We start from the raw sequence: 21,030 nt of genomic DNA on the forward strand, positions 1-21,030 counted from the left end.
TTCATGAACGCTTCGCTTCTTTTTTAAGAGGTTTTTAAGTTATGCTTCCTACAATAAACATTTTTGGAATGAATATTCCAAGCTATGGCATATCAGCTATTTTTGGAATAGCATTAGCTGTTATATATATATGGCTGAGTGTAAGGCGGAGAAAAGATATAGACCGCACACAGCTTATAAATATACCAGCAGTAGCTTTTATAGGTGCGTTTATAGGAGCTCATATTCTCTATGGAATAACGCATTTAGACAAGCTGTGGTGGTGTATAATGCACCTTGACAAAGTTTTCAGCTCATGGGAAAATTTTTGGTTTTATACTACCGATATTTGGGGCGGAATGGTATTTTATGGCGGACTTATAGGCGGAATTATTCTTGGCACTATTTATTGCAAAAAGCAAAAGCTCGATACAATGTTTTATGCAGATATATATGCCCCTGCGATACCACTATTTCACGCATTTGGCAGAGTGGGCTGCTTTTTGGGTGGCTGTTGCTATGGAATAGAGAGCAGCTGGGGCGTTGTTTATAATAATCCGAATATCCCAGAGGCTAACGGTGTAACAAGATTGCCTATACAGCTTGTTGAAAGTGCAGGAGATTTAATAATATTTGCGATATTGCTATTTCTTTCATATAAAAACCTTAGAAAGGGAACTCTTTTTCTGCTATATCTTCTTATGTATGGAGCATTAAGAATGACGACGGAATTTTTCCGAGGCGATGAAATAAGAGGTTTTCTCTTTGGAATATCTACATCTCAATGGATAAGCATAATTTTGATTATATGTTCTTTAGCTATATTGATTTATAGACACATAAACTTCAAACAAAAAGGAACGGATTAGAACCGTTCCTTTTTTATAATATATGGTTATATTATTCAACCTCGACATTATCAAGCCCAAACTCAAGCAAAATTCCAATGATTTCATTTCTGGAGCGATTTGTTTCTTTTGCAAGCTCGTCAAGACGATGTATGGTTTCATCTTTTATGCGAACTGAAATAACCTTGCTTCCGTCCTCACCATTTAATGGATTGCGTTTTTTAATTGTCAGCTTGCTTTCTGCCATTACTATCACCTCCAATACAAATTGTAAGATTTTTAGATTAAATAATATATGTTACAAAAAGCTTAGTATACTTAAAGCATTAAAAATGTAAAAAATACAGTTGACAAAATCGTAAAAATGTATTACAATTTGTAGTAAAACAAACACTTTTTAACTATGTTTAAAACTCATTTTGAGAAATGTAGTTACATTGAATTGTAGAAAATTACATATGTAACTTATTAGATTATTGGTTATATATTATTTTAAATATACTTATTAAAGGATGGTTGATTATGGAGAAAGCTATAAATTTTAAAATTGATAGTGAGCTGTATAAAAAGATTAAGATTAAAACTGTAATGGAAGATATTACTATTAAGCAGTATATTCTTGGTTTGATTGAGAAGGATATTGAAAATAGTGAAGCAACTATCTCTGATTTTGTAGAAAAATAAGCTTAATAGGAGTAGTCAGAAATATGACTACTCCTTATTTATATATTTTTACTGTTAATTCTGCTATATTTTTTAAACTGCAAAGTTGTATGGTATTGAATTTCACTTAAAAATATGCCATAATTACTATAAAACTATTTCCAAAGTTTATAGGAGGTTAATATGAAAAAGAAAAGCTTTTTAAAATCGAGTATTGCGTTAATTCTTGTGGCAATGCTTGTAGGCTCAGCGGTTGGCTGTAAAGGTAATACTGATAATAATGAGTCTAACACAGGCACAACACAATCAGTAACAGAAAGTAGTACAGAAAAAGTAAGCGTTAATTATGGCTTGACAGATAGCATAAAAGATGGTGCTATTCTCCACGCTTGGTGCTGGTCTTTTAATACTGTAAAAGAAAGTATGCAGGATATAGCTTATGCAGGCTATTCTACAATTCAAACCTCACCAATTAATGAGTGTTTTGTAGGTGCAGATGGTGGTATGCAGATAAGCGGTGATGGCAAATGGTATTATCATTATCAGCCAACAGACTGGACAATCGGTAACTATCAGCTTGGCACAAAAGATGAATTTAAGGCTATGTGTGATGAGGCTCATAAGTATGGCATTAAGGTTATCGTCGATGTAGTGCCTAACCACACAACAACTCAAGTCGACCAAGTAAATAAAAATCTTCTTGATGCTGTTGGTGGCAAGGAAAATCTTTATCACGCAAATGGCTTTAAGGAAATTACAAAGTGGGGCGACCGCTTTGAGTGTACAACAGGTCAGATGGGTGGACTTCCTGATGTAAATACTGAAAACAAGAATTTTCAGGATTACTTTATAAAGTATCTTAATGATTGCATTGCTTGTGGTGCAGACGGTTTCAGATATGATACAGCAAAGCATATCGGACTTCCTGATGACCCTAAGGACAGCAAGGCAACAGAAAATAATTTCTGGCCCCGTGTTATCTCAGAGATTACTAACGCAGATAAAATCTTTAACTATGGCGAAGTTCTTCAAGGAGATAACGAAAGAATAGACGAATACCAAAAGGTAATTGGTGCTACAACAGCAAGTGCATATGGTGCGACAATTCGTTCATCTATAAATTCTGGTAATCTTCTTGCTTCAAAAATGGAAGATTTGCAAATTGATGTAGATAATCCTACTGCTGTAACATGGGTAGAATCTCACGATAACTACTGCAGCGACAGCTCTTATAAGACAGTAGATGATAACGAAGTTATCAGGGCGTGGGCAATTATTTGTGCAAGAAAGAGCGGTACACCACTTTTCTATGACAGACCTTACGGTGCGACAGCAGACAATATGTGGGGTACAATGAATAGAATCGGTGCAGCTGGAAATCCTTTCTATAAAGATGCAGCCGTTGTTGCTGTAAACAGATTTAGAAATGCTATGGTCGGTCAGGACGAAAAGCTTCTCAATCCTGACGATACAAAGAAGGTTCTCCTTATTGAAAGAGGCACAAAGGGTGCAGTTGTTATAAACGGCAGTGATGAGGATTATAAGCTTAATGTCAAAACCTCTCTTGCAGATGGTACATATATAGACAGAGCAGACGGAACAACACAATATACAGTTTCTGGCGGAGTTCTTACAGGTACACTCAAGGCCGGTGCAGTAATCGTTCTCTATAATGATGGCTATATTGAAGTTCCAAGCATTGCATCGGTATCACTCGATGCAGATAATTTCGTTTTCACAGCAGGTTCGACTGAAACTGTAACACTTAAATCAGAAAATGCCGCATCAGCAACATATTCTATTGATGGCGGAACAGAAACAAGCTACAATAACGGTGATAAGCTCGAAATCGGCAAGGACGCTAAGGCAGGTACAGCCGTTAAGGTTACACTTAAAGCTAATACATCAGCTGGCAACGGTGCAACAGTTATGTCCTACTACTTTACAGTTCAAGAGGATAGAAGCGTTAAGAATGGCACAAAGGTTTACTTCACAAAGCCATCAAACTGGGGCAACAAGGTTTATGCCTACATCTATGACGAGAGCGGAAGTAAGGTTAAGGAAGCTGCTGCATGGCCTGGCGTTGAATTAAAGGACGAGGGCAATTCTAAATACAGCTATACATTTACTGAGGCTTGGGATAATGCACTTATTATATTCTCAGACGGTACAAACCAAGTTCCAGCGGCAAATGAGCCTGGTATGTTGGTAGAGCCTGAAAAGACCTATACAATAGATTCCGCATCAACTAAAACAGATACAGGAACAGCAGGAACTGCTGATACAGATACAAATGCAGAGGGCGTAACAGTTTATTTCACAAAGCCATCAAGCTGGGGCAATACAGTCTATGCTTATGTCTATGACGGTGGCGACCAAGTAGCCTCATGGCCTGGAACAGCTTGCAAGGACGAGGGCAATTCAAAGTATAGCTATACCTTTACTAAGAATTGGAAGAATCCGCTGATTATATTCACAGACGGAAAAAATCAGTATCCAGCCCAAAACGAAGCAGGCTTACCTCTTGAATCAGGCAAGACCTATACAGCAAACTAAAATCTAATAAATGCCATAGAAAAAGCTGACAGCGAAAAACTGTCAGCTTTTTGCTTAGTATGAGTTTTGAGAGTTTAATTATTTTGCCCATACATTTCTTTCCCAAGACAATTAAAGTTTAGGTCAAGCCTTTTTAAAGGCTTGCAGTTTACAAAGGCAGAGCCTTTGGTCGCTCTCCGCAGAGAGCGAAATACCTTTGGGCAAAGCCCAACATTCTTTGCCTTTTGAGCGGCGGATTTTATCCGCCGCTTTTTCTTTTGTTAGCAACATTAGTTAAAAAGGGGGCGGACAAAGTCCGCCCCCTTAGGGAGTACGAGATGTTAAGGGCTTCGCCCTTAAAACCCACCAAAGGCTCTGCCTTTGGAAACCGCAAGCTTTTGAAAAAGCTTGAGCAAAACTTTTGAGTGTCTTGGGAAGGTTTATTAGCTAATCGGTAGAGCTGAACGGCGTAGCCAGTTCAGCTACGGTAGTTACTTCAATCGCGGCAACAAACTTCCGTTATTCACCACGAGCGAGGCAAAGCCGAGCGATTCCGCGTCTTCGCCGTGGGTCGGCACCCACACTACATACGGCGGTAGGTTTTGACCTTGCGTCTGTTGCGACAGCGTTTGCTGTAAATTGTTAAAATGATTATGTAAATAATTACTAATAATACAAGCAATGACGCACATACAATAAACCAAGGGTTAGATACTACTTTGCCGATACCGTCCATAGCAACAAGCAAATCACTTTGGTCGATTGTTTCTGCGGCTACTAAATCTACGGTCGCAAGCTCATTATTTGCGTATTTTAGCGTGACTGTGCCGATTTTATCACCAGCCTTGACTGGTGCATTTACACTTTCAGGTAGGTGATAAACTTTATCTATGCTTGATGCCTTAATATCTGACGGAAGAATTGTTGAGTAGCTTGTTGCAGGAGAAAGCTTTAATCTATCCTTGCCCCAAGCAAAATTGATGTTTACTTCATCAACTATCGTTTTTTCGTCAATTACAGTTGTAAGCTGTAAGCTTGTAAACGCCCAGCGGAAAAGATTTTTTGCATCTTTCATAGCACCGTTTTCGAGCTGTTCACCATTTTTTGAATAGTCTGCACCGAGCGTAACGCATAAATATGAATAGCCCTCATAAACTGCTGTTGAAACAAGGCAATAGCCTGAATCATCACCTGTACAGCCTGTTTTTGTGCCTGTTGCATACTTATAAAAGTAATCTCCTCCACGAACCTCGTCAATGAGGGAGTTTGTTGTAATAAGCGGTCTATCCTCACCAAGACAATCAGAAACTGTTGTGCTTGTGATTTCAGTAAATTTCGGCAAGGTCATTGCATACTCTGTGATTTTTGCAAGGTCAGATGCTGTGGTATAGTGGTCTGGGTCGTGAAGTCCGTGAGGGTTCATAAAATGCGTATTTTCGCAGCCAAGCTCCTTTGCTTTTTTATTCATCATCTTGACGAAATTAGTTATGCTTCCTCCGCCGACATAGTCCGCAAGAACCAAAGCCGCATCATTGCCAGATGGAATCATAAGGCAGTTCAAGAGCTGGGTGACAGTAAGAGTTTCTCCACCAATAAGTCCGGCGGTAGAGCTTCCTGTACCATTAAGCCTATTGAGTATGCTCTGCTTTACGGTAACTTTAGTGTTGTCCAAATCCTTGATATTCTCAGTAACAATGATATAGGTCATAATTTTAGTAGTAGATGCCGGATAGCACTTTTTATCCTTATCTTTTTCATAGACAGAAATGCCAGTATCAAGATTTACAAGATAGACTGATTTTGAGTTTATATCAAAATCAATGCTATAAGAAATAGCACTTGCCTTATTCATAGGAATTGATGAAAATAATATACAAAAAACCAACGAGAAAATAAAAAAGCTTTTTAATTTCATAGAAAAAATCAATCTCCTGTGTTATAATTATTTTAATGAAAATAGCTATGTATTCAACAATTATTTTACATTATTTTTTGGCTTATTACAAACCAAATTATTTATAATTTTTCAGACTTTGTCGGGGGATTTTATGGTATATATTACGGGAGATATGCATGGAGAGCTTAAACGCTTTTCCGACCGAAAGCTGAAACGACTTTCGGAGGAAGATGTGCTAATGATATGCGGAGATTTTGGCTTTATATGGAATGGTTCAGAGCAAGAAAAGAAATTTCTTGAGGAAATAGGAGAAAAGCCATATAAGACGATGTTTGTAGACGGAACGCACGAGAATTTCGAGCTTTTAGAGAAATATCCGATTGAGGAGCTTTTTGGTGGAAGAGCTCATCATATTTCGGGAAATCTCTATCATATGATTAGGGGAGAGATATTCACAATAGACGGCGAAACCTATTTCGCCTTTGGTGGTGGAGATAGTCCTGACCGTGAAATTCGTATTGCGGCGGGAACATGGTATAAGCAAGAAATGCCGACAGTTGATGAGATGACCTATGCGGTCGAAAATCTGAATAGATATGATTATAATGTTGATTATCTTATAACTCATGAGCCATCAGGAAATGCAAGAGGTCTGATAGATTCAAGGTCGGAAATCAGTGCAATTGGTTCGTTTTTCGATGAAATTGCCAAGAATGTTAAGTATAAATGTTGGTATTTTGGCAGTGTGCATTTTGATAGAAGAATTTCGGGCAGGAATTATGCAGTATTTACAGAGATTTTGCCTATACATATGAAGGCTAAAAAGCGAAGATTATTTATGTAAGAAGGGCAAGGCTTAATTTACTATTAATAAAATTCAGGAGGAATATTATGAAAAGAAAAGGTTATATTAGTTGGGATGAATATTTTATGGGAGTAGCTTTACTTGCAGCAAAGCGTAGTAAAGACCCAAATACACAGGTTGGAGCGTGTATAGTACATAATAATGTAATACTCTCAACAGGATATAATGGCTTTCCTTATGGTTGCTCCGATGATGAATATCCTTGGGAAAGAGAGGGCGATTTTCAGAATAATACAAAGTATCCTTTCGTTGTACACGCTGAGCTTAATGCGATTCTCAATTCTCAAGGTAAATCGCTAAAGGGTGCGACAATATATGTAGCATTATTCCCTTGCAATGAGTGTGCAAAGGCTATCATTCAATCGGGGATAAAGGAGGTTGTCTACCTCTCTGATAAATATGCTGAATCTCCGGCAACTCTTGCATCAAAGAGAATGTTGGCATCAGCTGGTGTTACTATTCGCAGAATAGAAACAAGCATAAAAGAAATAAGCTTAGATTTTAATGTATGAATTATTCTAATAGAAATCGCCATAGCCCAATTACAAGCTAAGTGCAAGAGGGTTCACGGTTTGGCGAATTTTGTTTAAACTCGATAGTTTATCGGCAACATTAGTCAATAAGTGCGGACAAAGTCCGTACTTAAAGCCCGCCAAAGGCTCTGCCTTTGGAATCCATAAGCAAGTCTATGGGGTGAAATTATGAAATCAGATGAATTTTTGAACTTATACAGAACTCTCGAAGAAGTCCTTAGTGAGAAATACAGTGACAGAACACGCAACTATGGCAGTGTTGTTGTACAATTTATGAATGATGTCGAAGGCAGACAATTCAAGGATAAGCTTAATCTTTGTCGAGAAATCCGCAATCTTCTTTCCCATCACCCAGAGGTGAATGGCGAAAAAATAATTGAACCCTCACAAGCTATGCTGGATATTCTCAACGAGGTTATAAACTATGTAAAGCGTCCGCCACTCGCAATAAGCTATGCAACACCTTTTGAGAATCTCTTAAAAGCATCTTTAAACAACAATGCTCTTACTATTATGAAAAAAATGGAGCGCAGAGGATTCTCCCATGTTCCAGTCCTCAACGGTGGAAAATTTATCGGGGTATTTAGTGTAGGTACGATATTTATGTATATCTTAGGTGGCAACGCAATCGAAAATATAGAAAAAATGGAAATTGGTGATTTTAGAAAATATCTTCCGTTCGAGGCTCATACTACTGAGCGTTTCAGATTTATTTCCGAATCTACAACCGTAATCGAAGCAAAAACCGCCTTTGAGCAACCACAACAGCGTTCACGCAGACTTGTTGCCCTTTTCATAACGGATAACGGCAGTCAAGGCGGAAGACTTCTCGGAATGATAACCCCTTGGGATATACTTAGGTCATAACAAAAAATCTCGTTCTAATTTCTTTAGCTTAGAACGAGATTTTTATATCTATTTTTTATGTTTATGCTCATCAATAAATTCTCCGTCTTTCATTTTTGCCCCACAAAATGAGCAAGCTTTTAAGTCATTAAAAAATATAACAACTTCAAGCGGAGCTCCACATCTCGGGCAACGATAAAATATAGCTGTCCCTATAATAGCAACCGCCATAGTTACAGATGTTACTATTATGGAGATTATGCCCAATACACTGTATTGTTGGCATAGCAAAGCAAGAACAAAGGCTATTCCCATACCAATAGCTATCCAAGGCATAAGAAATTTATGCCATTTTTTAGGTGTTATCTTTTTCGTAAATCTCACCTCCTTTTATTACTTATATTACCAAAATAAATATATTCATACTATCGGAGAAATATAAAACATTAGTAAAACCTGTGTAAGCAAAAAATGCAAAAGTTTTGTAAGAAAGTTGTCAATTACTTTCTATAATCATAGACATATATAAGTACACATGATATAATGAATAAAAATTCTTAGGGGTGCTTGTTATGAAAAAAACAAAATTTATTTTAACTTTATCTTTTACTGCATTAACTTTGCTCAGTACTGGTATTGTTACCTCTGCAATAACTTCTCCAAACGGAAATGAAAATCAAGCTTTTTATACTGTGCCAACAAAAGACGGTGAAAAGACGTATCAAGTAAATGATATATCGGCTTTCGAAAATTTTGAACCAAATCCCGAGGAAGATAAACTTAAAGAGGAAGTTGTCCAAAAATACAAAAAGGGAGATCTAAAATCCTTAAATGTTGCAAATATATCCGATATAGATCTTAGCTTAGATGAAATAGATGCTAAGTATGAAGCCGAGGAAGAAGAAAGCAATAAAAACGACCTCAAGGCTTATGAAATTTTGAGCAAATACAAAGGCTCGAAATATGCAAGAACAACGTTCATCACAGATTATGAGCTTGACTTGACATATATGAGAGAAATGGTAACTCTTATCGAAAGCAACACTCTTCCTAAGGACGAGGCCGATGTTCTTCATAGATATGTTTCAAGAAGAGCATATTGGATAACAGATGAAAATACAGCCAAAGAATTTGAGAAGTGGATGCTTGGATAATAATGGGGTAAATAATATGAAAAAAGTTATAATTCCCGCTCTTTTAATACTATCAGCTTGTATTTTATCAGCTTGCTCTAAAAATGAAAATACAGAGAAGTATATTTATGAAACTACAGCATATCAATATATAAATGACCCGAACCATAAGGAGCTTCAAACAAAATGTGAAGACAAGGAACAGATTGAAATTGCAAAAAAGATAATCAAAGACTCTGAAAAGGCTTTCAAAATAAGTCTTCAAGAGGCTTCTGATCGTGACTTAGGAGCGTGTTCAGCATATTGTCCGGATAAAACAGTGCTAGATAATGCAAGTACAACTAATGTTTCTATCGAGTATTTGAACACAAAGCAAGACGGTGACAGTGGATATATTTGGGTTAAATATACTGCGGAATATCTTGATGGTTATGGTGAAGGATTTAAGGGAAGTTATGATGTAGTATCAAGATGGGAAATAAAGAAAGAAAACAACGAATGGAAAGTCACTAAAATAACAGAAGCAATATAACAAAACACCTCGGTCAGATTGATTGACCGAGGTTTTACTTTATTTAATCATATCTAAGAAATACTGGTGAACGCTTGTGTCATCAGTAAGCTCTGGGTGGAAAGATGTAGCAAGCTGATTGTCTTGACGAGCCGCAACTATATTTCCGTTTACTGTTGCGAGAACATCAACACCTTCTCCAACGCTTTCGATATATGGAGCACGAATGAATACCATAGGTACTTCACCGATACCCTTAACATCAGAAACTGTTTCAAAGCTTCCAAGCTGTCTGCCATAGGCATTTCGCTTAACAGTAATATCCATAGTGCCAAAGTATACATTCTTATCGTTAGAAAGATTATTCGCAAGAAGAATCATACCTGCGCAGGTTCCATAGACAGGAAGCCCGTCAGCAATTTTCTTTTGGAGAGTATCAAATATATCAAGCTCTTTCAAAAGCTTGCCCATAGTTGTGCTTTCTCCACCCGGAAGAATAAGACCATCAAAATGCTTATCTAAATCAGCTTTTCGGCGAATCTCAAAATATTCGACACCAAGCTTTTCCAGTATCTGCTCATGCTCAAAGAAAGAGCCTTGAACTGCAAGAACTGCAATAACCATTATCTGCTCTCCATTATTACCTTGATTTCATCAGGATTGATACCAACCATAGCTTCGCCGAGGTCCTCAGAAAGCTCTGCAAGAACAGCAGGATTGTTGTAGTTTGTAACAGCTTTTACGATAGCTGCTGCACGCTTCTCAGGGTTGCCTGACTTAAAGATACCTGAACCAACGAATACGCCCTCTGCACCAAGCTGCATCATAAGTGCAGCGTCAGCAGGAGTTGCAACACCACCAGCAGAGAAATTAACAACTGGAAGCTTGCCATTTTCGTGTACAAACTTAACGAGGTCATAAGGAACAGCAAGCTCTTTAGCTGTATTGAAAAGCTCGTCCTCACGCATAGACTGAATCTTTCTCATCTCGCTCTGGATAGTTCTCATATGACGAACAGCTTGAATAACATCACCTGTACCAGCTTCACCCTTTGTACGAATCATAGATGCACCCTCAGCAATTCTTCTGAGAGCCTCGCCAAGATTTCTTGCACCGCAAACGAAAGGAACCTTGAACTTTGTTTTGTCAATATGATATGTGTCATCAGCTGGAGAAAGAACTTCACTTTCATCTATATAGTCGATTTCGAGAGCCTCGAGAATCTGAGCCTCAACGAAGTGACCAATTCTTGCCTTAGCCATAACAGGAATAGAAACTGCTTTTTGAATACCCTTAATCATCTTAGGGTCGCTCATTCTTGAAACGCCACCTGCTGCTCTGATGTCAGCTGGGATTCTTTCGAGAGCCATAACTGCACAAGCACCTGCTGCCTCTGCGATTTTAGCCTGTTCAGGGGTAGTAACGTCCATAATAACGCCACCCTTGAGCATTTGAGCAAGATTTTTATTAAGACCGTATCTGTTTTCTGACATAATATTAAAACTCCCTTATATTTTATAAAATAACATCTCAAGCCTGTGCACACGACCTACGAAACGTTTACATAAGCTCATTATAACTGAAACTGTCACTATTACAATGCACAGATTTTATATTTTTAAGGGGTACAGTTTAATAATTATCAAGTAAAATCATTAAATTTCGGCAAATTTTAATTATTGTTTCTTATAGTATCAATTAATACGATTAACGCTTCAACCTGTTCATCTGTCAGTCCTGATGTATCTATTTCTCTTTTTATCTCAACACCTAAGAGAAAGTCTGTTGAAACTTTAAATATTCTTGCGATTTTTATTAAAACATCATATGCAGGATAACGCAGTCCGTTTTCATAGGCACTTATTACAGATTTTGTAAGCCCTAAAAGGTCTGCGAGCTGTTGTTGAGTAAGCTTTTTCTTTATTCTGAGTGTTTTCAATCTGTTTCCAAAATTCACCAATCTGACACCGCCTTTCACTGAAATTATATTTTTATATAGTATTCATTTGGTACATTTTATCAACTAATAATTGAAATAGTTAATTTTTTATGATACAATCTCATAAAGCAGGCCAAAGGATATTATCCGTTAATCATACGGTAATAATATAGGCTGTTTTCAGTCCAAAACAAAAAATTTTTTAGGAGGTATTATTTATGGAAAAAAGTAAAAAAATGGCAGCACTTATTTTAGCAACTATGCTTGCGGTAAGCAGTTCAGCAGCAATGGCTGTTACGGTTTCGGCGGAGGAAGGCACTGCGGTTGCATATTCTTCTTCAGACACCGAAAGCTGGAGTGAGTATGACTATCAAATCCTTGATGATGGCACAATTGAAATTATATATTATTATGGTTGTGATGAGGTAATTATTATTCCAAGTGAGATTGATGGTAGAAAGGTTACAGGTATACAAAGATTTGCTTTTTCAATCAATGACTATCTTAAAAGTATAACAATACCTGACGGCGTAACAAGCATAGGAGATAGCGCCTTTTCTGATTGCAGAAGCTTAACAGATATAACAATACCTGACAGTGTAACAAGCATAGGATGTGAAGCCTTTTATAATTGTAGTAGTTTAACAAATATAACAATACCTGACGGTGTAACAAGCATAGAATATGGAACATTTTACGATTGTAGTAGCTTAACAAATATAACAATACCTGACAGCGTAACAAGCATAGAATGTGAAGCCTTTTATAATTGTAGTAGCTTAACAAATATAACAATACCCGACGGCGTAACAAGTATAGAAAGTGAAACATTTTATAACTGTCAAAGCCTTTCAAATATAGATATCTCAAATAGTCTTATAAGTATAGGAATGGATGCATTTGCTCATTGCAAAAATTTGAAAAATATAAAAATACCAGATAGTGTAACAACCATTGAGCTTGGAGCGTTTAATGACACACTGTGGTATAACAATCAACCTGATGGATTGTTATATGCTGGAAAAGTTTTATATTTATACAAAGGTGAAATGCCTGAAAATACAAAAATCACTTTAAAAAATGATACTTCTGGAATTGCTGATAATGCATTTAGTTATTGTACCAATCTTACAAACATAAAAATTCCAGACAGTGTAACAATCATCGGAGCATGGGCTTTTTTTAGTTGTCCAAATCTTACAGCTATAGAGATTCCAAGCAGTGTAATAGGTATAGGCGTTTATGCATTGTTGGGATGTGGAAATCTTACCATATATGGCAATATCGGAAGCTACGCTGAGAGCTATGCTAATATAAATGTTATACCATTTGTAGATATTAACAAAAAAATTACAACATTAACAAGCAAGGTTGATAACATATCCGTTAAGGGTACTTTTGATGACGGCGTAATACTTAATGTAGAAAAAGCCACCGTTGAAAATGCTGTAAAAGCTTATAACATAACTCTAAAAGATGAGAACGGCAACACTATTCAGCCAAACGGAACAATAACAGTTTCAATTCCAAGCGATAAAGCAAACTGCAAGGTATATTTGATAAAGGAAGACGGCACAAAAGTTGATATGAATGCAACCTATAATAATGGTAACTATGAATTTACTACTGACCATCTTTCTATCTATGCTTTGATTGCTGATACAAGTGAGCCAAGCAATGAGCCAAGTAATGAGCCAAGTAATGAGCCAAGCAATGAGCCAAGTAATGAGCCAAGTAATGAACAAAGCAATACTATAAGTGATTCAAGCAAATCAAATAGTGATACAAATAATACAGATAGTAGTAAAATCCCAAGCGAAACAGGCAAAAATGGTGTAGAAACTGGTGACAGCAATAACTTATTTGCTATGGCAGCAATGCTTGCTGGTGCAGTTACTGCTATCGCAACAATTACATTCAAGAAAAAGCGTACCTAATATATAAATCAAATATTTTCAGCTACAAAAATCCCACAGCTTCAATCATATGGAGCTGTGGGATTTCTTTATGAATATTTAATTGTTCTAATTTCTCTTAGGCCGCTTTGCTTGATTCAGCTTTTGAACTCTCTGGCTTACTTGACTCTGCCTTTGAGCTTTCTTCCTTACTTGATTCTACCTTTGAAACTTCGCTTGTTTCATTTGCAGGTGCGTCAGGCTCGCTTGAATCTACTGAATAAATCTCTACATCTGAAAGAATGACATCCATACCTGAACTTCCGCTACCCTTAGAATAAACAAGCTTAATTGTAAGTGTGTCTACATCTTTTATATTAACCGCAAAGTTAATAGGCTCAGATTTATTTGTAAGAACTTCACTCTTATAAAGTGTCTTCTTATCGCCTACAACTTCAAAATATGCTCTTGTGTCGCTCGAAATACTGCTATAATTATTATCCTTAACTGCTATTATGCCTTTAATCTTCTTATAGCCCTTATTAACATACATCTCTGCATACGCATTTTCGTGATATTTAGAAACAGACATTGTGCAGACATTATCGCTATTATACTCATTGCCTGAAATATCCTTAGAACCACTCTGGTATCTATAGAAATAATCTGAATTTGAGCTACTGAAACTAATATCCTGAAGCTTAACAGGAATTTCTTTATTCAGCTTTTCAAGCTGAGCATTGAGTTTAGTGTAGTTATCACTGCCCTCATCAAACATACTCTTGATATTATCAATTAGATTAACTGCATTTTCATAATCTTTATTATTGAAATACTCATCTGATTTCTTGATAATCTCATCTACATATGTAGCTATTTGTGCATTGATTTTCTCGTCATTTGTGAGATAATTATCATCTAAAGCATTTTGAAGGTCTGAAATTGCATATTTATACTCGCCATTATCAAATTCTTCTTTTGCCTCATCAAGATATTCCTGACGAATACCATCAATAGCCTTTGCCCTTTGCTCCTGAGCCTTTTTATAGTTAGCTGTATCCTTTTCTAATACTTCGTCATAGTAATAGATTGCATTACTATATTCCTTCTTTTTAAGATACTCGTCACCTTGTTTGAGGTAATCTGCTGATGACTCGAGTTCTCTTATTTCTGACCTTACTTCGCTAAGTGATGTTTCATAAGACATCGGTAAATCAGAAATATCATCAAGCTTATCCATTGCAGTATCATAGTCCATAGAACCATCATCATAAGCTTTTTTAACAGCGTCAACCTGAGCCTGAATAGCATCTATGACAGCTTTATTATCAGAAAGTGCTTTATAGTTATCGTAATAAAGTTCATTTGCCGTCTTATATTCACCATTATTAATAGCATTAATCATCTTATTAACTGGGTTATTTGCATTAGAAACCAATATCCCTATAACTATTACAGCCGCAATAATTACTGCTAAAACGACAGAGCCAATTATAATCATCTTTTTGTTAATTTTAAAATTGGATTTCTTAGGCTGTTGTGCCATCTGCTGTCCATTTGGCATAGCATAAGGATTTTGCTGTAAATATTGATTTGTCTGTGACTGCTGTGCATATGGATTCTGCTGAGGCTGTTGAATCTGCTGTGCATATGGATTCTGCTGAGGCTGTTGTGAGTATGGGTTCACTTGAGGCTGTTGGGCTTGCTGAGTGTATGGATTTGCCTGTGGCTGCTGAGGCTCAGCAACTGCAGCTGCTGTTTGTTGTGCAGCAACCGTTTCTGCCTGAGCAGCTTGCTCTGAATTTTGTGCAGAAGCTTCTGGCTCTGCTTGGCTTACATTTTGTTCAGGTATAGGCTGTGTAGCAGGGAACTCAACTCTTTTGCCACAGTTTTGGCAAAACATATCGTTATCTGCTATTTTTGCTCCACAATTTTCGCAAAACATCAAAAAATCAACTCCTAAATATATAATCATAGTATTTTTTATATAATACTACGATTCTAATTATAATTTTCTCAATAATATTTGTCAAGCAAAGAGCGTTAGTGATTTTGCCGATTTTTAACATAGCTTTTATGCAAAAATCTACTACAAAAAATATTGAAAATAAAAAGAAAAATTCATCAGAAAAGCAAAGTTAATTTTTTGAAAAATATATTCCAAAATCGCATTGGGTATGTTATACTAAAATCGTATGATTATAATTAATCTACAATACTTAGTGATGGATATATAATGTTCAGGAATAAAAAATTTTTAAGGAGTTGCACAAATGGTATTTGCAGATTTGTTCTTTATCTACTTTTTTCTGCCCTTGTGCCTTATTTGTTATTTCGCGGCTAAAAAGCTCGAAACAAGAAACAAGGTGCTAATAGTATTTTCTCTCATCTTCTATGCATGGGGAGAGCCTATCTGGATAATTCTTCTCTTATTTAGCGCGGCGTTCAACTGGATAATGGGTATGCACATAGGTGCTAACCGAAATAAACCAAGAGGTAAGATATTTATAGCTACAGCTATATCTGTCGATATACTTCTTCTTTTGATATTCAAGTATACTGGCTTCTTCGCAGAAACCTTTAACGGTATTTTCCACGCATCAATTCCTGTTCCACAGATTGCCTTACCGATAGGTATAAGCTTCTATACCTTCCAGGCAATCTCATATGTTCTCGATTGTTATTGGGAGAATGTTAAGCCTCAAAGACAATTCAGTAAATTCCTACTTTATCTGTCACTTTTCCCACAGCTTATCGCTGGTCCTATTGTTCGATATAGTGTTGTTGAGCAAGAGGTTTCTAAGCGTAGAGTTACTGCAACCGACCTCAGCGAAGGTGCATTGAGAATTATTGTTGGTTTAGCAAAGAAAGTTATTATTGCAAATAACCTCTATGCTATCGTAACACAATTCTTTGGTCAAGATATTTCTACACTTTCCACTCTTGGAACATGGTATACTGTTATAGTATATTCAATGTATGTATATTTTGATTTTAGTGGATATTCAGATATGGCTATCGGTCTTGGCAGAATGTTCGGCTTCCATTTTGACGAAAACTTCAAGTATCCATTTGCCTGCAAGACTATCGCAGAATTCTGGCAGAGATGGCATATTTCCCTTGGTTCATTCTTTAGGGATTATCTCCTCTATGTTCCTATTTTCGGCAAGAATAGAAAATATTTCAGCCTTTTCCTTGTATGGTTCTGCACAGGTATGTGGCATGGTGCTGCATGGAACTTCATTCTATGGGGACTTTACTTCGGCTTCTTCATTTTCTTTGAGCAAAAGCTCGGCAAAAAACGAATAAAGAAGTGGCCACTATGGTGGAAGCACATTTATAGCAAGCTTGTTATTATAATCGGCTTCGGCATATTCTACTTTGAGGATATGGGACAGCTTGGACAGTTCTTCCTCAATATCACTGGTATAAGCATGATTTCAAACGGAAGTCCATTTGCAGACCAGCTCACTTGGAACTCCTTTGTAAATAACTGCTTCCTTATTATCTTTGCAATGGTTGCTTGTATGCCTGTTCTCCCTGCTATCAAGAAATTCTTCTTCGAGAACAGAAACAACACAATCTATGCTCTTGGCAGAATGGGTTCAACTGTATGCTGTGGCGTACTCCTTGTAATATCAAGTATTTTGCTTGTTGATTCTACAAATAACCCATTCCTCTACTGGAGATTCTGATTTAAACCTCGATTTGTGACATACTGAAAGGACTGTTAATATGCAAGATGACAGACAAAGACCACAGCCTGCACGAAGACAGAACGGTATGAGCAGACGAGCCTTAGAAAATGGCTTTTCGACCATATCCGTACTTATTCTGATGCTTCTTATGGCTATTGGTGTAGGTTTTTTAATATTCTTTCCACGCTCTAAGCAATCTGTTATTGAAAAGCGTGAATTGACAACTTTCCCGAATTTCTCCTTTGCCAGCTACTTTAGTGGGGAGTTTACTGCTGGCGTAACAAAATGGTATGATGACACTGTTCCATATCGTGATGACTTCAAAAATATGGGCAACAATATCAAGGGACTTTTTGGCGTTACAACCAATGATACTGCTATTATTATAGGTAAACCCGTTAAGCCTGTTAAGAATAACAGCAGCTCAAGCGAGCCTGAAGCCTCAAAATCAGACACAGCAAGCAAGAGTGATACCTCTACAGCAAGCCAGAGTGAGGAAACTTCTGAAAAAGACCAAAAGGACTTCCGCCAAGAAGAGGCTGAGGGCGGTTACGAAAACGGTATGCTCATTATAAACCAAGACGGTCATTGGCGTGGACTTGAGCTTTTCGGCAATGGTTCTGGAAACAATTATGCCTCAAGCCTTAATGAGCTTAATAAACAGCTTGGTGGCAAGGTTAAGGTTTATTCTATGCCAGCACCTCTTGCAAGTGAATTCTATACTCCTGCTAACTTTGCAGACTATTCTGCAAGCCAAGAGGATTGCTTTAATAATATCGCCTCTAAGCTTGATGAAGGCATAACTTCGGTTAATATTTCAAGTGTTCTCAGAAAGCATACAGAAGAGCCGATTTACTGCCGTACAGACCATCACTGGCAGGCACTTGGTGCATACTATGCTTCAGAGGCTTTTGCAAAGGCTGCTGGTGTAGATTTCGCTGATATAAGCAAGTATAAAAAGGTCGATACTGAGGGCTATGTTGGTACTCTTTATGCGTTCTCAGGCGATTCAAGACTTCTCAACGACCCTGAAACCTTCACCTACTATGAGCCATCAGCTAAGTATACAACCTACTATTACGACCAAAGCTTTAATTACCAAGGCAGTTGGGCATTGCTCAATGAGGTTGATGTTGCAAACTCTTACCTCAGATATATGGGCGGTGACAGCTATGTTGTCAAGGTTAAAACTGCTGTAAACAATGGCAGAAAGCTGGTTGTCGTTAAGGATAGCTACGGCAACGCTGAAATTCCATTCTACACAAGCTCCTTTGAGGAAATTTATGTAGTTGATGTAAGATACTTCGAGAGAAATCTTGTAAACTTTATTAAGACAGTTGGAGCAACAGATGTTCTCTTCACAATGTCGGCATATTCAGTTGTCGGTGATAATGCAGACAATATTGCAAATCTTATAACTCAGGATTCATCAAGCACAATAGTTGATGAACAGGTCGCTAAAAAAGAGGAAGGCACCGACTAATTACAAAGTTTATGCACCCATAGCTCAAGTACTTAGCTGTGGGTGCATAAGACTATCAAAAACTATTTATTTAGATAGGTGTTCATCGCAATATAAGGAGGTAAATAAAATGCAGGAATTGAATTATCCATTCGACCCGTCATATATCATTAAGAAACGCAAGTCTATTAAGCGTGAATTACTTGCAGATGGCTCGGCAAGAATCAAAAAGAAAATCGCCGTTTTTGGTGGTTCTACAACAAACGAAATTATAAATACTCTTGAGCTTTTTCTGCTAAATGCTGGCATAGAAGCTGAATTTTATGAGTCGGAATATGCACAATATGAACAGGACGCTGTTTTTCCAAGTGAAGAGCTTATCTGCTTTAAGCCCGATATTGTCTTTGTTCATACAACAAACCGTAATATCCGCAATCTTCCTGAGGTTACAGACAGCAAAGAAATTGTTGATGAAAAGCTAAAGGCTGAATTTGCCCGTTTCGAGAATATCTGGAACAGCATAAGAGATAAGTTTCATTGTCCTATCATTCAAAATAACTTTGAAATGCCATTCTATCGCCTTATGGGCAACAAGGATTGCTCAGATTATCGTGGCAGAACAAACTTCATAAGCCGTCTTAATCAAGCTTTCTACGATTTCGCAGAAAAGACCGAGGGCTTTTATATCAATGATATTAACTATCTTTCTGCCGATTATGGTTTGAAAGAATGGTCGAATCCAAGCTTCTGGAATATGTATAAGTACGCTATGTGCTTTGAGGCTATTCCATACTTGGCTTTCTCTGTGTCTAATATCATTAAGTCTATTTTTGGCAAGAATAAAAAGGCTCTTGCCCTCGACCTCGATAACACCCTTTGGGGCGGAGTTGTCGGTGATGACGGCGTAGACGGAATAGAAATCGGTCAAGAAAATGGCGTTTCACAATCTTATTATGAATTCCAAAGCTACATCAAACAGCTTAAATCTCTCGGAATAATCCTCACTGTATGCTCAAAGAATGACCACGAAAACGCTATCGCAGGACTTAATCACCCTGAGGGCGTACTCAAGCCAGATGACTTTATAATCATCAAGGCAAACTGGGAAAACAAAGACAGAAACATTGCAGAAACCGCCGCAGAGCTTAATATTCTGCCTGAAGCTATTGTTTTTGTTGATGATAACCCAGCCGAAAGAGAAATTGTCAAATCACAGTTAAAGGGTGTACAAGCTCCTGTGATGGATTCTGTCGAAAACTACATCACTACAATAGACAGAAGCGGATTTTTCGAGGTTACTACATTCAACGAGGACGACCTCAAGCGTAATGAAATGTACAAGGAAAATGCTATGCGAAATGCACAGCAAGCCTCTTTCGCTGATTACGGCGAATATCTCAAGAGCCTTGATATGAAGGCAACTATCGGCGATTTTATTCCTGTATATATCGCAAGAATTACACAGCTTACTAATAAGAGCAACCAGTTCAATCTTACTACAAAGCGTTATACACAGACTGAAATGGAAGAAGTCTGGCACAGCCCGAATTATATCAGACTTTACGGAAAGCTTATTGATAAATTCGGTGATAATGGCGTTGTTTCGGTAGTTATTGGCGAAAAGCGTGAAGATACACTTCATATCGACCTTTGGCTGATGAGCTGTCGAGTATTAAAGAGAGATATGGAACAGGCTATGCTCGATACTCTCGTAGAAAAATGCCGTCAGAATGGCATTTCTAAAATCAGAGGATATTATTATCCAACAAAGAAAAACGGAATGGTTCGTGAGCTTTACGGAACATTTGGCTTTGCAAAGATAAGCGAAGATGAAAATGGTAATACCGTTTGGGAACTTCCAATAGAGGGCTATGAAAATCAGAACCGTTATATTGAGGTTTCCGATAACAAGTAAATATATTTGAACTAACAAAGGAGATAATAGCTATGACAGGAAATGAAATTTTCGCAAGACTTAATGAGGTTTTCAGAGATGTATTTGATGATGACAGTATTGTTGTAAAGCCTGCAACAACAGCAGACGATATTGAAGATTGGGATAGCCTTGAGCATATCACACTTATCTCAGCAGTTGAGAAGGAATTTGGTATGAAGTTCAAGATGGGCGAAATTTCTTCAATGAAGAATGTCGGCGAAATGGCACATATTATCGCAGCAAGAGCAACCAGATAATAGCAAAAAACTTCCCCAAGATACTCAAAAGTT

The 21,030-nt window shown here is 37.3% G+C and carries 20 protein-coding genes; 13 read left to right on the forward strand and 7 right to left on the reverse strand.

The window, feature by feature from the left end; translation table 11 throughout:
- Nucleotides 1-41 precede the first annotated feature (41 nt).
- Nucleotides 42-848: a prolipoprotein diacylglyceryl transferase gene (locus tag C9914_RS06935; protein ID WP_106764359.1), complete on the forward strand. Its 807-nt coding sequence runs from the start codon at nt 42-44 to the stop codon at nt 846-848.
- A 31-nt stretch (nt 849-879) separates the two neighbouring features.
- Here the strand turns inward: C9914_RS06935 and C9914_RS06940 are convergent, their stop codons facing one another.
- Nucleotides 880-1,074, reverse strand: coding sequence for a ribbon-helix-helix protein, CopG family (locus C9914_RS06940; RefSeq protein WP_106764360.1), 195 nt, complete (start codon nt 1,072-1,074; stop codon nt 880-882).
- A 275-nt stretch (nt 1,075-1,349) separates the two neighbouring features.
- Between C9914_RS06940 and C9914_RS11500 the strand changes: the two genes are divergently transcribed.
- Both C9914_RS11500 and C9914_RS06945 read left to right on the forward strand, forming a co-directional pair.
- A complete protein-coding gene (locus C9914_RS11500; RefSeq protein ID WP_181013445.1) occupies nt 1,350-1,511 on the forward strand; it encodes a hypothetical protein in 162 nt (53 codons plus the stop codon).
- A gap of 162 nt (nt 1,512-1,673) precedes the next feature.
- Complete coding sequence (locus tag C9914_RS06945) at nt 1,674-4,046, forward strand: starch-binding protein (protein WP_106764362.1); 2,373 nt, start codon at nt 1,674-1,676, stop codon at nt 4,044-4,046.
- A 562-nt stretch (nt 4,047-4,608) separates the two neighbouring features.
- On the opposite strand, the gene C9914_RS06950 is transcribed toward C9914_RS06945, so the two are convergent.
- Nucleotides 4,609-5,940, reverse strand: a complete 1,332-nt coding sequence (locus C9914_RS06950) for a D-alanyl-D-alanine carboxypeptidase family protein (protein ID WP_106764364.1) — start codon at nt 5,938-5,940, stop codon at nt 4,609-4,611.
- A gap of 133 nt (nt 5,941-6,073) precedes the next feature.
- On the opposite strand from C9914_RS06950, the gene C9914_RS06955 reads away from it, so the two are divergent.
- The 3 genes from C9914_RS06955 (at nt 6,074) to C9914_RS06965 (ending at nt 8,187) form a co-directional block, all read left to right on the forward strand.
- On the forward strand, nt 6,074-6,766 hold the full coding sequence (locus C9914_RS06955; RefSeq protein WP_022264501.1) for a metallophosphoesterase family protein: 693 nt from the start codon (nt 6,074-6,076) through the stop codon (nt 6,764-6,766).
- A 47-nt stretch (nt 6,767-6,813) separates the two neighbouring features.
- Nucleotides 6,814-7,299, forward strand: a complete 486-nt coding sequence (locus tag C9914_RS06960; protein WP_106764366.1) for a deoxycytidylate deaminase — start codon at nt 6,814-6,816, stop codon at nt 7,297-7,299.
- A gap of 189 nt (nt 7,300-7,488) precedes the next feature.
- Nucleotides 7,489-8,187 (forward strand): CBS domain-containing protein, encoded by a 699-nt coding sequence (locus C9914_RS06965; protein WP_106764367.1) that lies wholly within the window; start codon nt 7,489-7,491, stop codon nt 8,185-8,187.
- A gap of 48 nt (nt 8,188-8,235) precedes the next feature.
- Here C9914_RS06965 and C9914_RS06970 read toward each other — a convergent pair whose 3' ends face one another.
- Nucleotides 8,236-8,502, reverse strand: coding sequence for a hypothetical protein (locus tag C9914_RS06970; protein WP_158707354.1), 267 nt, complete (start codon nt 8,500-8,502; stop codon nt 8,236-8,238).
- Nucleotides 8,503-8,738: 236 nt separating this feature from the next.
- On the opposite strand from C9914_RS06970, the gene C9914_RS06975 reads away from it, so the two are divergent.
- Both C9914_RS06975 and C9914_RS06980 read left to right on the forward strand, forming a co-directional pair.
- Nucleotides 8,739-9,320 carry a hypothetical protein gene (locus C9914_RS06975; protein ID WP_106764371.1) on the forward strand — a complete coding sequence of 194 codons (582 nt, stop codon included), beginning with the start codon at nt 8,739-8,741 and terminating at the stop codon, nt 9,318-9,320.
- A gap of 16 nt (nt 9,321-9,336) precedes the next feature.
- The gene (locus C9914_RS06980; RefSeq protein ID WP_106764372.1) at nt 9,337-9,831 is read left to right on the forward strand and encodes a hypothetical protein; all 495 of its coding nucleotides are present in this window, start codon (nt 9,337-9,339) and stop codon (nt 9,829-9,831) included.
- Nucleotides 9,832-9,870: 39 nt separating this feature from the next.
- Here C9914_RS06980 and pdxT read toward each other — a convergent pair whose 3' ends face one another.
- The 3 genes from pdxT to C9914_RS06995 form a co-directional block, all read right to left on the reverse strand.
- A complete protein-coding gene (gene pdxT / locus C9914_RS06985) occupies nt 9,871-10,434 on the reverse strand; it encodes a pyridoxal 5'-phosphate synthase glutaminase subunit PdxT (RefSeq protein WP_106764374.1) in 564 nt (187 codons plus the stop codon).
- Entirely contained in the window at nt 10,434-11,303 is an 870-nt protein-coding gene (pdxS, locus tag C9914_RS06990) for a pyridoxal 5'-phosphate synthase lyase subunit PdxS (protein ID WP_022264507.1), read from the reverse strand. Before pdxS ends, pdxT begins: the two co-directional genes overlap by 1 nt.
- Nucleotides 11,304-11,482: 179 nt before the next feature.
- Entirely contained in the window at nt 11,483-11,767 is a 285-nt protein-coding gene (locus tag C9914_RS06995) for a helix-turn-helix domain-containing protein (protein ID WP_022264508.1), read from the reverse strand.
- 200 nt (nt 11,768-11,967) lie between these two features.
- Here C9914_RS06995 and C9914_RS07000 point away from each other — a divergent pair, with 200 nt between their 5' ends.
- Nucleotides 11,968-13,686 carry a leucine-rich repeat protein gene (locus tag C9914_RS07000; RefSeq protein ID WP_106764377.1) on the forward strand — a complete coding sequence of 573 codons (1,719 nt, stop codon included), beginning with the start codon at nt 11,968-11,970 and terminating at the stop codon, nt 13,684-13,686.
- 97 nt (nt 13,687-13,783) lie between these two features.
- On the opposite strand, the gene C9914_RS07005 is transcribed toward C9914_RS07000, so the two are convergent.
- Nucleotides 13,784-15,589: an NPCBM/NEW2 domain-containing protein gene (locus tag C9914_RS07005; RefSeq protein ID WP_242972080.1), complete on the reverse strand. Its 1,806-nt coding sequence runs from the start codon at nt 15,587-15,589 to the stop codon at nt 13,784-13,786.
- A 328-nt stretch (nt 15,590-15,917) separates the two neighbouring features.
- Between C9914_RS07005 and C9914_RS07010 the strand changes: the two genes are divergently transcribed.
- The 4 genes from C9914_RS07010 (at nt 15,918) to C9914_RS07025 (ending at nt 20,997) form a co-directional block, all read left to right on the forward strand.
- Nucleotides 15,918-17,339, forward strand: a complete 1,422-nt coding sequence (locus tag C9914_RS07010) for an MBOAT family O-acyltransferase (protein ID WP_022264511.1) — start codon at nt 15,918-15,920, stop codon at nt 17,337-17,339.
- A gap of 40 nt (nt 17,340-17,379) precedes the next feature.
- Nucleotides 17,380-18,825 carry a DHHW family protein gene (locus C9914_RS07015; RefSeq protein ID WP_106764381.1) on the forward strand — a complete coding sequence of 482 codons (1,446 nt, stop codon included), beginning with the start codon at nt 17,380-17,382 and terminating at the stop codon, nt 18,823-18,825.
- A 109-nt stretch (nt 18,826-18,934) separates the two neighbouring features.
- Entirely contained in the window at nt 18,935-20,719 is a 1,785-nt protein-coding gene (locus C9914_RS07020) for an HAD-IIIC family phosphatase (RefSeq protein ID WP_106764383.1), read from the forward strand.
- Nucleotides 20,720-20,751: 32 nt separating this feature from the next.
- Nucleotides 20,752-20,997, forward strand: a complete 246-nt coding sequence (locus C9914_RS07025; protein WP_106764385.1) for an acyl carrier protein — start codon at nt 20,752-20,754, stop codon at nt 20,995-20,997.
- Nucleotides 20,998-21,030 lie beyond the last annotated feature (33 nt).

This window comes from Pseudoruminococcus massiliensis (genome assembly GCF_900291955.1).
GTDB lineage: Bacteria > Bacillota > Clostridia > Oscillospirales > Acutalibacteraceae > Pseudoruminococcus > Pseudoruminococcus massiliensis.

What these genes read in the sequence shown, in the direction of transcription:
- C9914_RS06965 (WP_106764367.1), top strand. Translation starts at nt 7,489, where the DNA reads ATGAAATCAGATGAATTTTTGAACTTATACAGAACTCTCGAAGAAGTC.
- C9914_RS07000 (WP_106764377.1), top strand. Translation starts at nt 11,968, where the DNA reads ATGGAAAAAAGTAAAAAAATGGCAGCACTTATTTTAGCAACTATGCTT.
- pdxS (WP_022264507.1), bottom strand. Translation starts at nt 11,303, where the DNA reads ATGTCAGAAAACAGATACGGTCTTAATAAAAATCTTGCTCAAATGCTC.
- C9914_RS06940 (WP_106764360.1), bottom strand. Translation starts at nt 1,074, where the DNA reads ATGGCAGAAAGCAAGCTGACAATTAAAAAACGCAATCCATTAAATGGT.
- C9914_RS06970 (WP_158707354.1), bottom strand. Translation starts at nt 8,502, where the DNA reads ATGCCTTGGATAGCTATTGGTATGGGAATAGCCTTTGTTCTTGCTTTG.
- C9914_RS07010 (WP_022264511.1), top strand. Translation starts at nt 15,918, where the DNA reads ATGGTATTTGCAGATTTGTTCTTTATCTACTTTTTTCTGCCCTTGTGC.
- C9914_RS06960 (WP_106764366.1), top strand. Translation starts at nt 6,814, where the DNA reads ATGAAAAGAAAAGGTTATATTAGTTGGGATGAATATTTTATGGGAGTA.
- C9914_RS06945 (WP_106764362.1), top strand. Translation starts at nt 1,674, where the DNA reads ATGAAAAAGAAAAGCTTTTTAAAATCGAGTATTGCGTTAATTCTTGTG.
- C9914_RS06935 (WP_106764359.1), top strand. Translation starts at nt 42, where the DNA reads ATGCTTCCTACAATAAACATTTTTGGAATGAATATTCCAAGCTATGGC.
- C9914_RS06975 (WP_106764371.1), top strand. Translation starts at nt 8,739, where the DNA reads ATGAAAAAAACAAAATTTATTTTAACTTTATCTTTTACTGCATTAACT.
- C9914_RS06950 (WP_106764364.1), bottom strand. Translation starts at nt 5,940, where the DNA reads ATGAAATTAAAAAGCTTTTTTATTTTCTCGTTGGTTTTTTGTATATTA.
- C9914_RS07015 (WP_106764381.1), top strand. Translation starts at nt 17,380, where the DNA reads ATGCAAGATGACAGACAAAGACCACAGCCTGCACGAAGACAGAACGGT.
- C9914_RS07025 (WP_106764385.1), top strand. Translation starts at nt 20,752, where the DNA reads ATGACAGGAAATGAAATTTTCGCAAGACTTAATGAGGTTTTCAGAGAT.
- pdxT (WP_106764374.1), bottom strand. Translation starts at nt 10,434, where the DNA reads ATGGTTATTGCAGTTCTTGCAGTTCAAGGCTCTTTCTTTGAGCATGAG.
- C9914_RS07005 (WP_242972080.1), bottom strand. Translation starts at nt 15,589, where the DNA reads ATGTTTTGCGAAAATTGTGGAGCAAAAATAGCAGATAACGATATGTTT.
- C9914_RS06980 (WP_106764372.1), top strand. Translation starts at nt 9,337, where the DNA reads ATGAAAAAAGTTATAATTCCCGCTCTTTTAATACTATCAGCTTGTATT.
- C9914_RS06955 (WP_022264501.1), top strand. Translation starts at nt 6,074, where the DNA reads ATGGTATATATTACGGGAGATATGCATGGAGAGCTTAAACGCTTTTCC.
- C9914_RS07020 (WP_106764383.1), top strand. Translation starts at nt 18,935, where the DNA reads ATGCAGGAATTGAATTATCCATTCGACCCGTCATATATCATTAAGAAA.
- C9914_RS11500 (WP_181013445.1), top strand. Translation starts at nt 1,350, where the DNA reads ATGGAGAAAGCTATAAATTTTAAAATTGATAGTGAGCTGTATAAAAAG.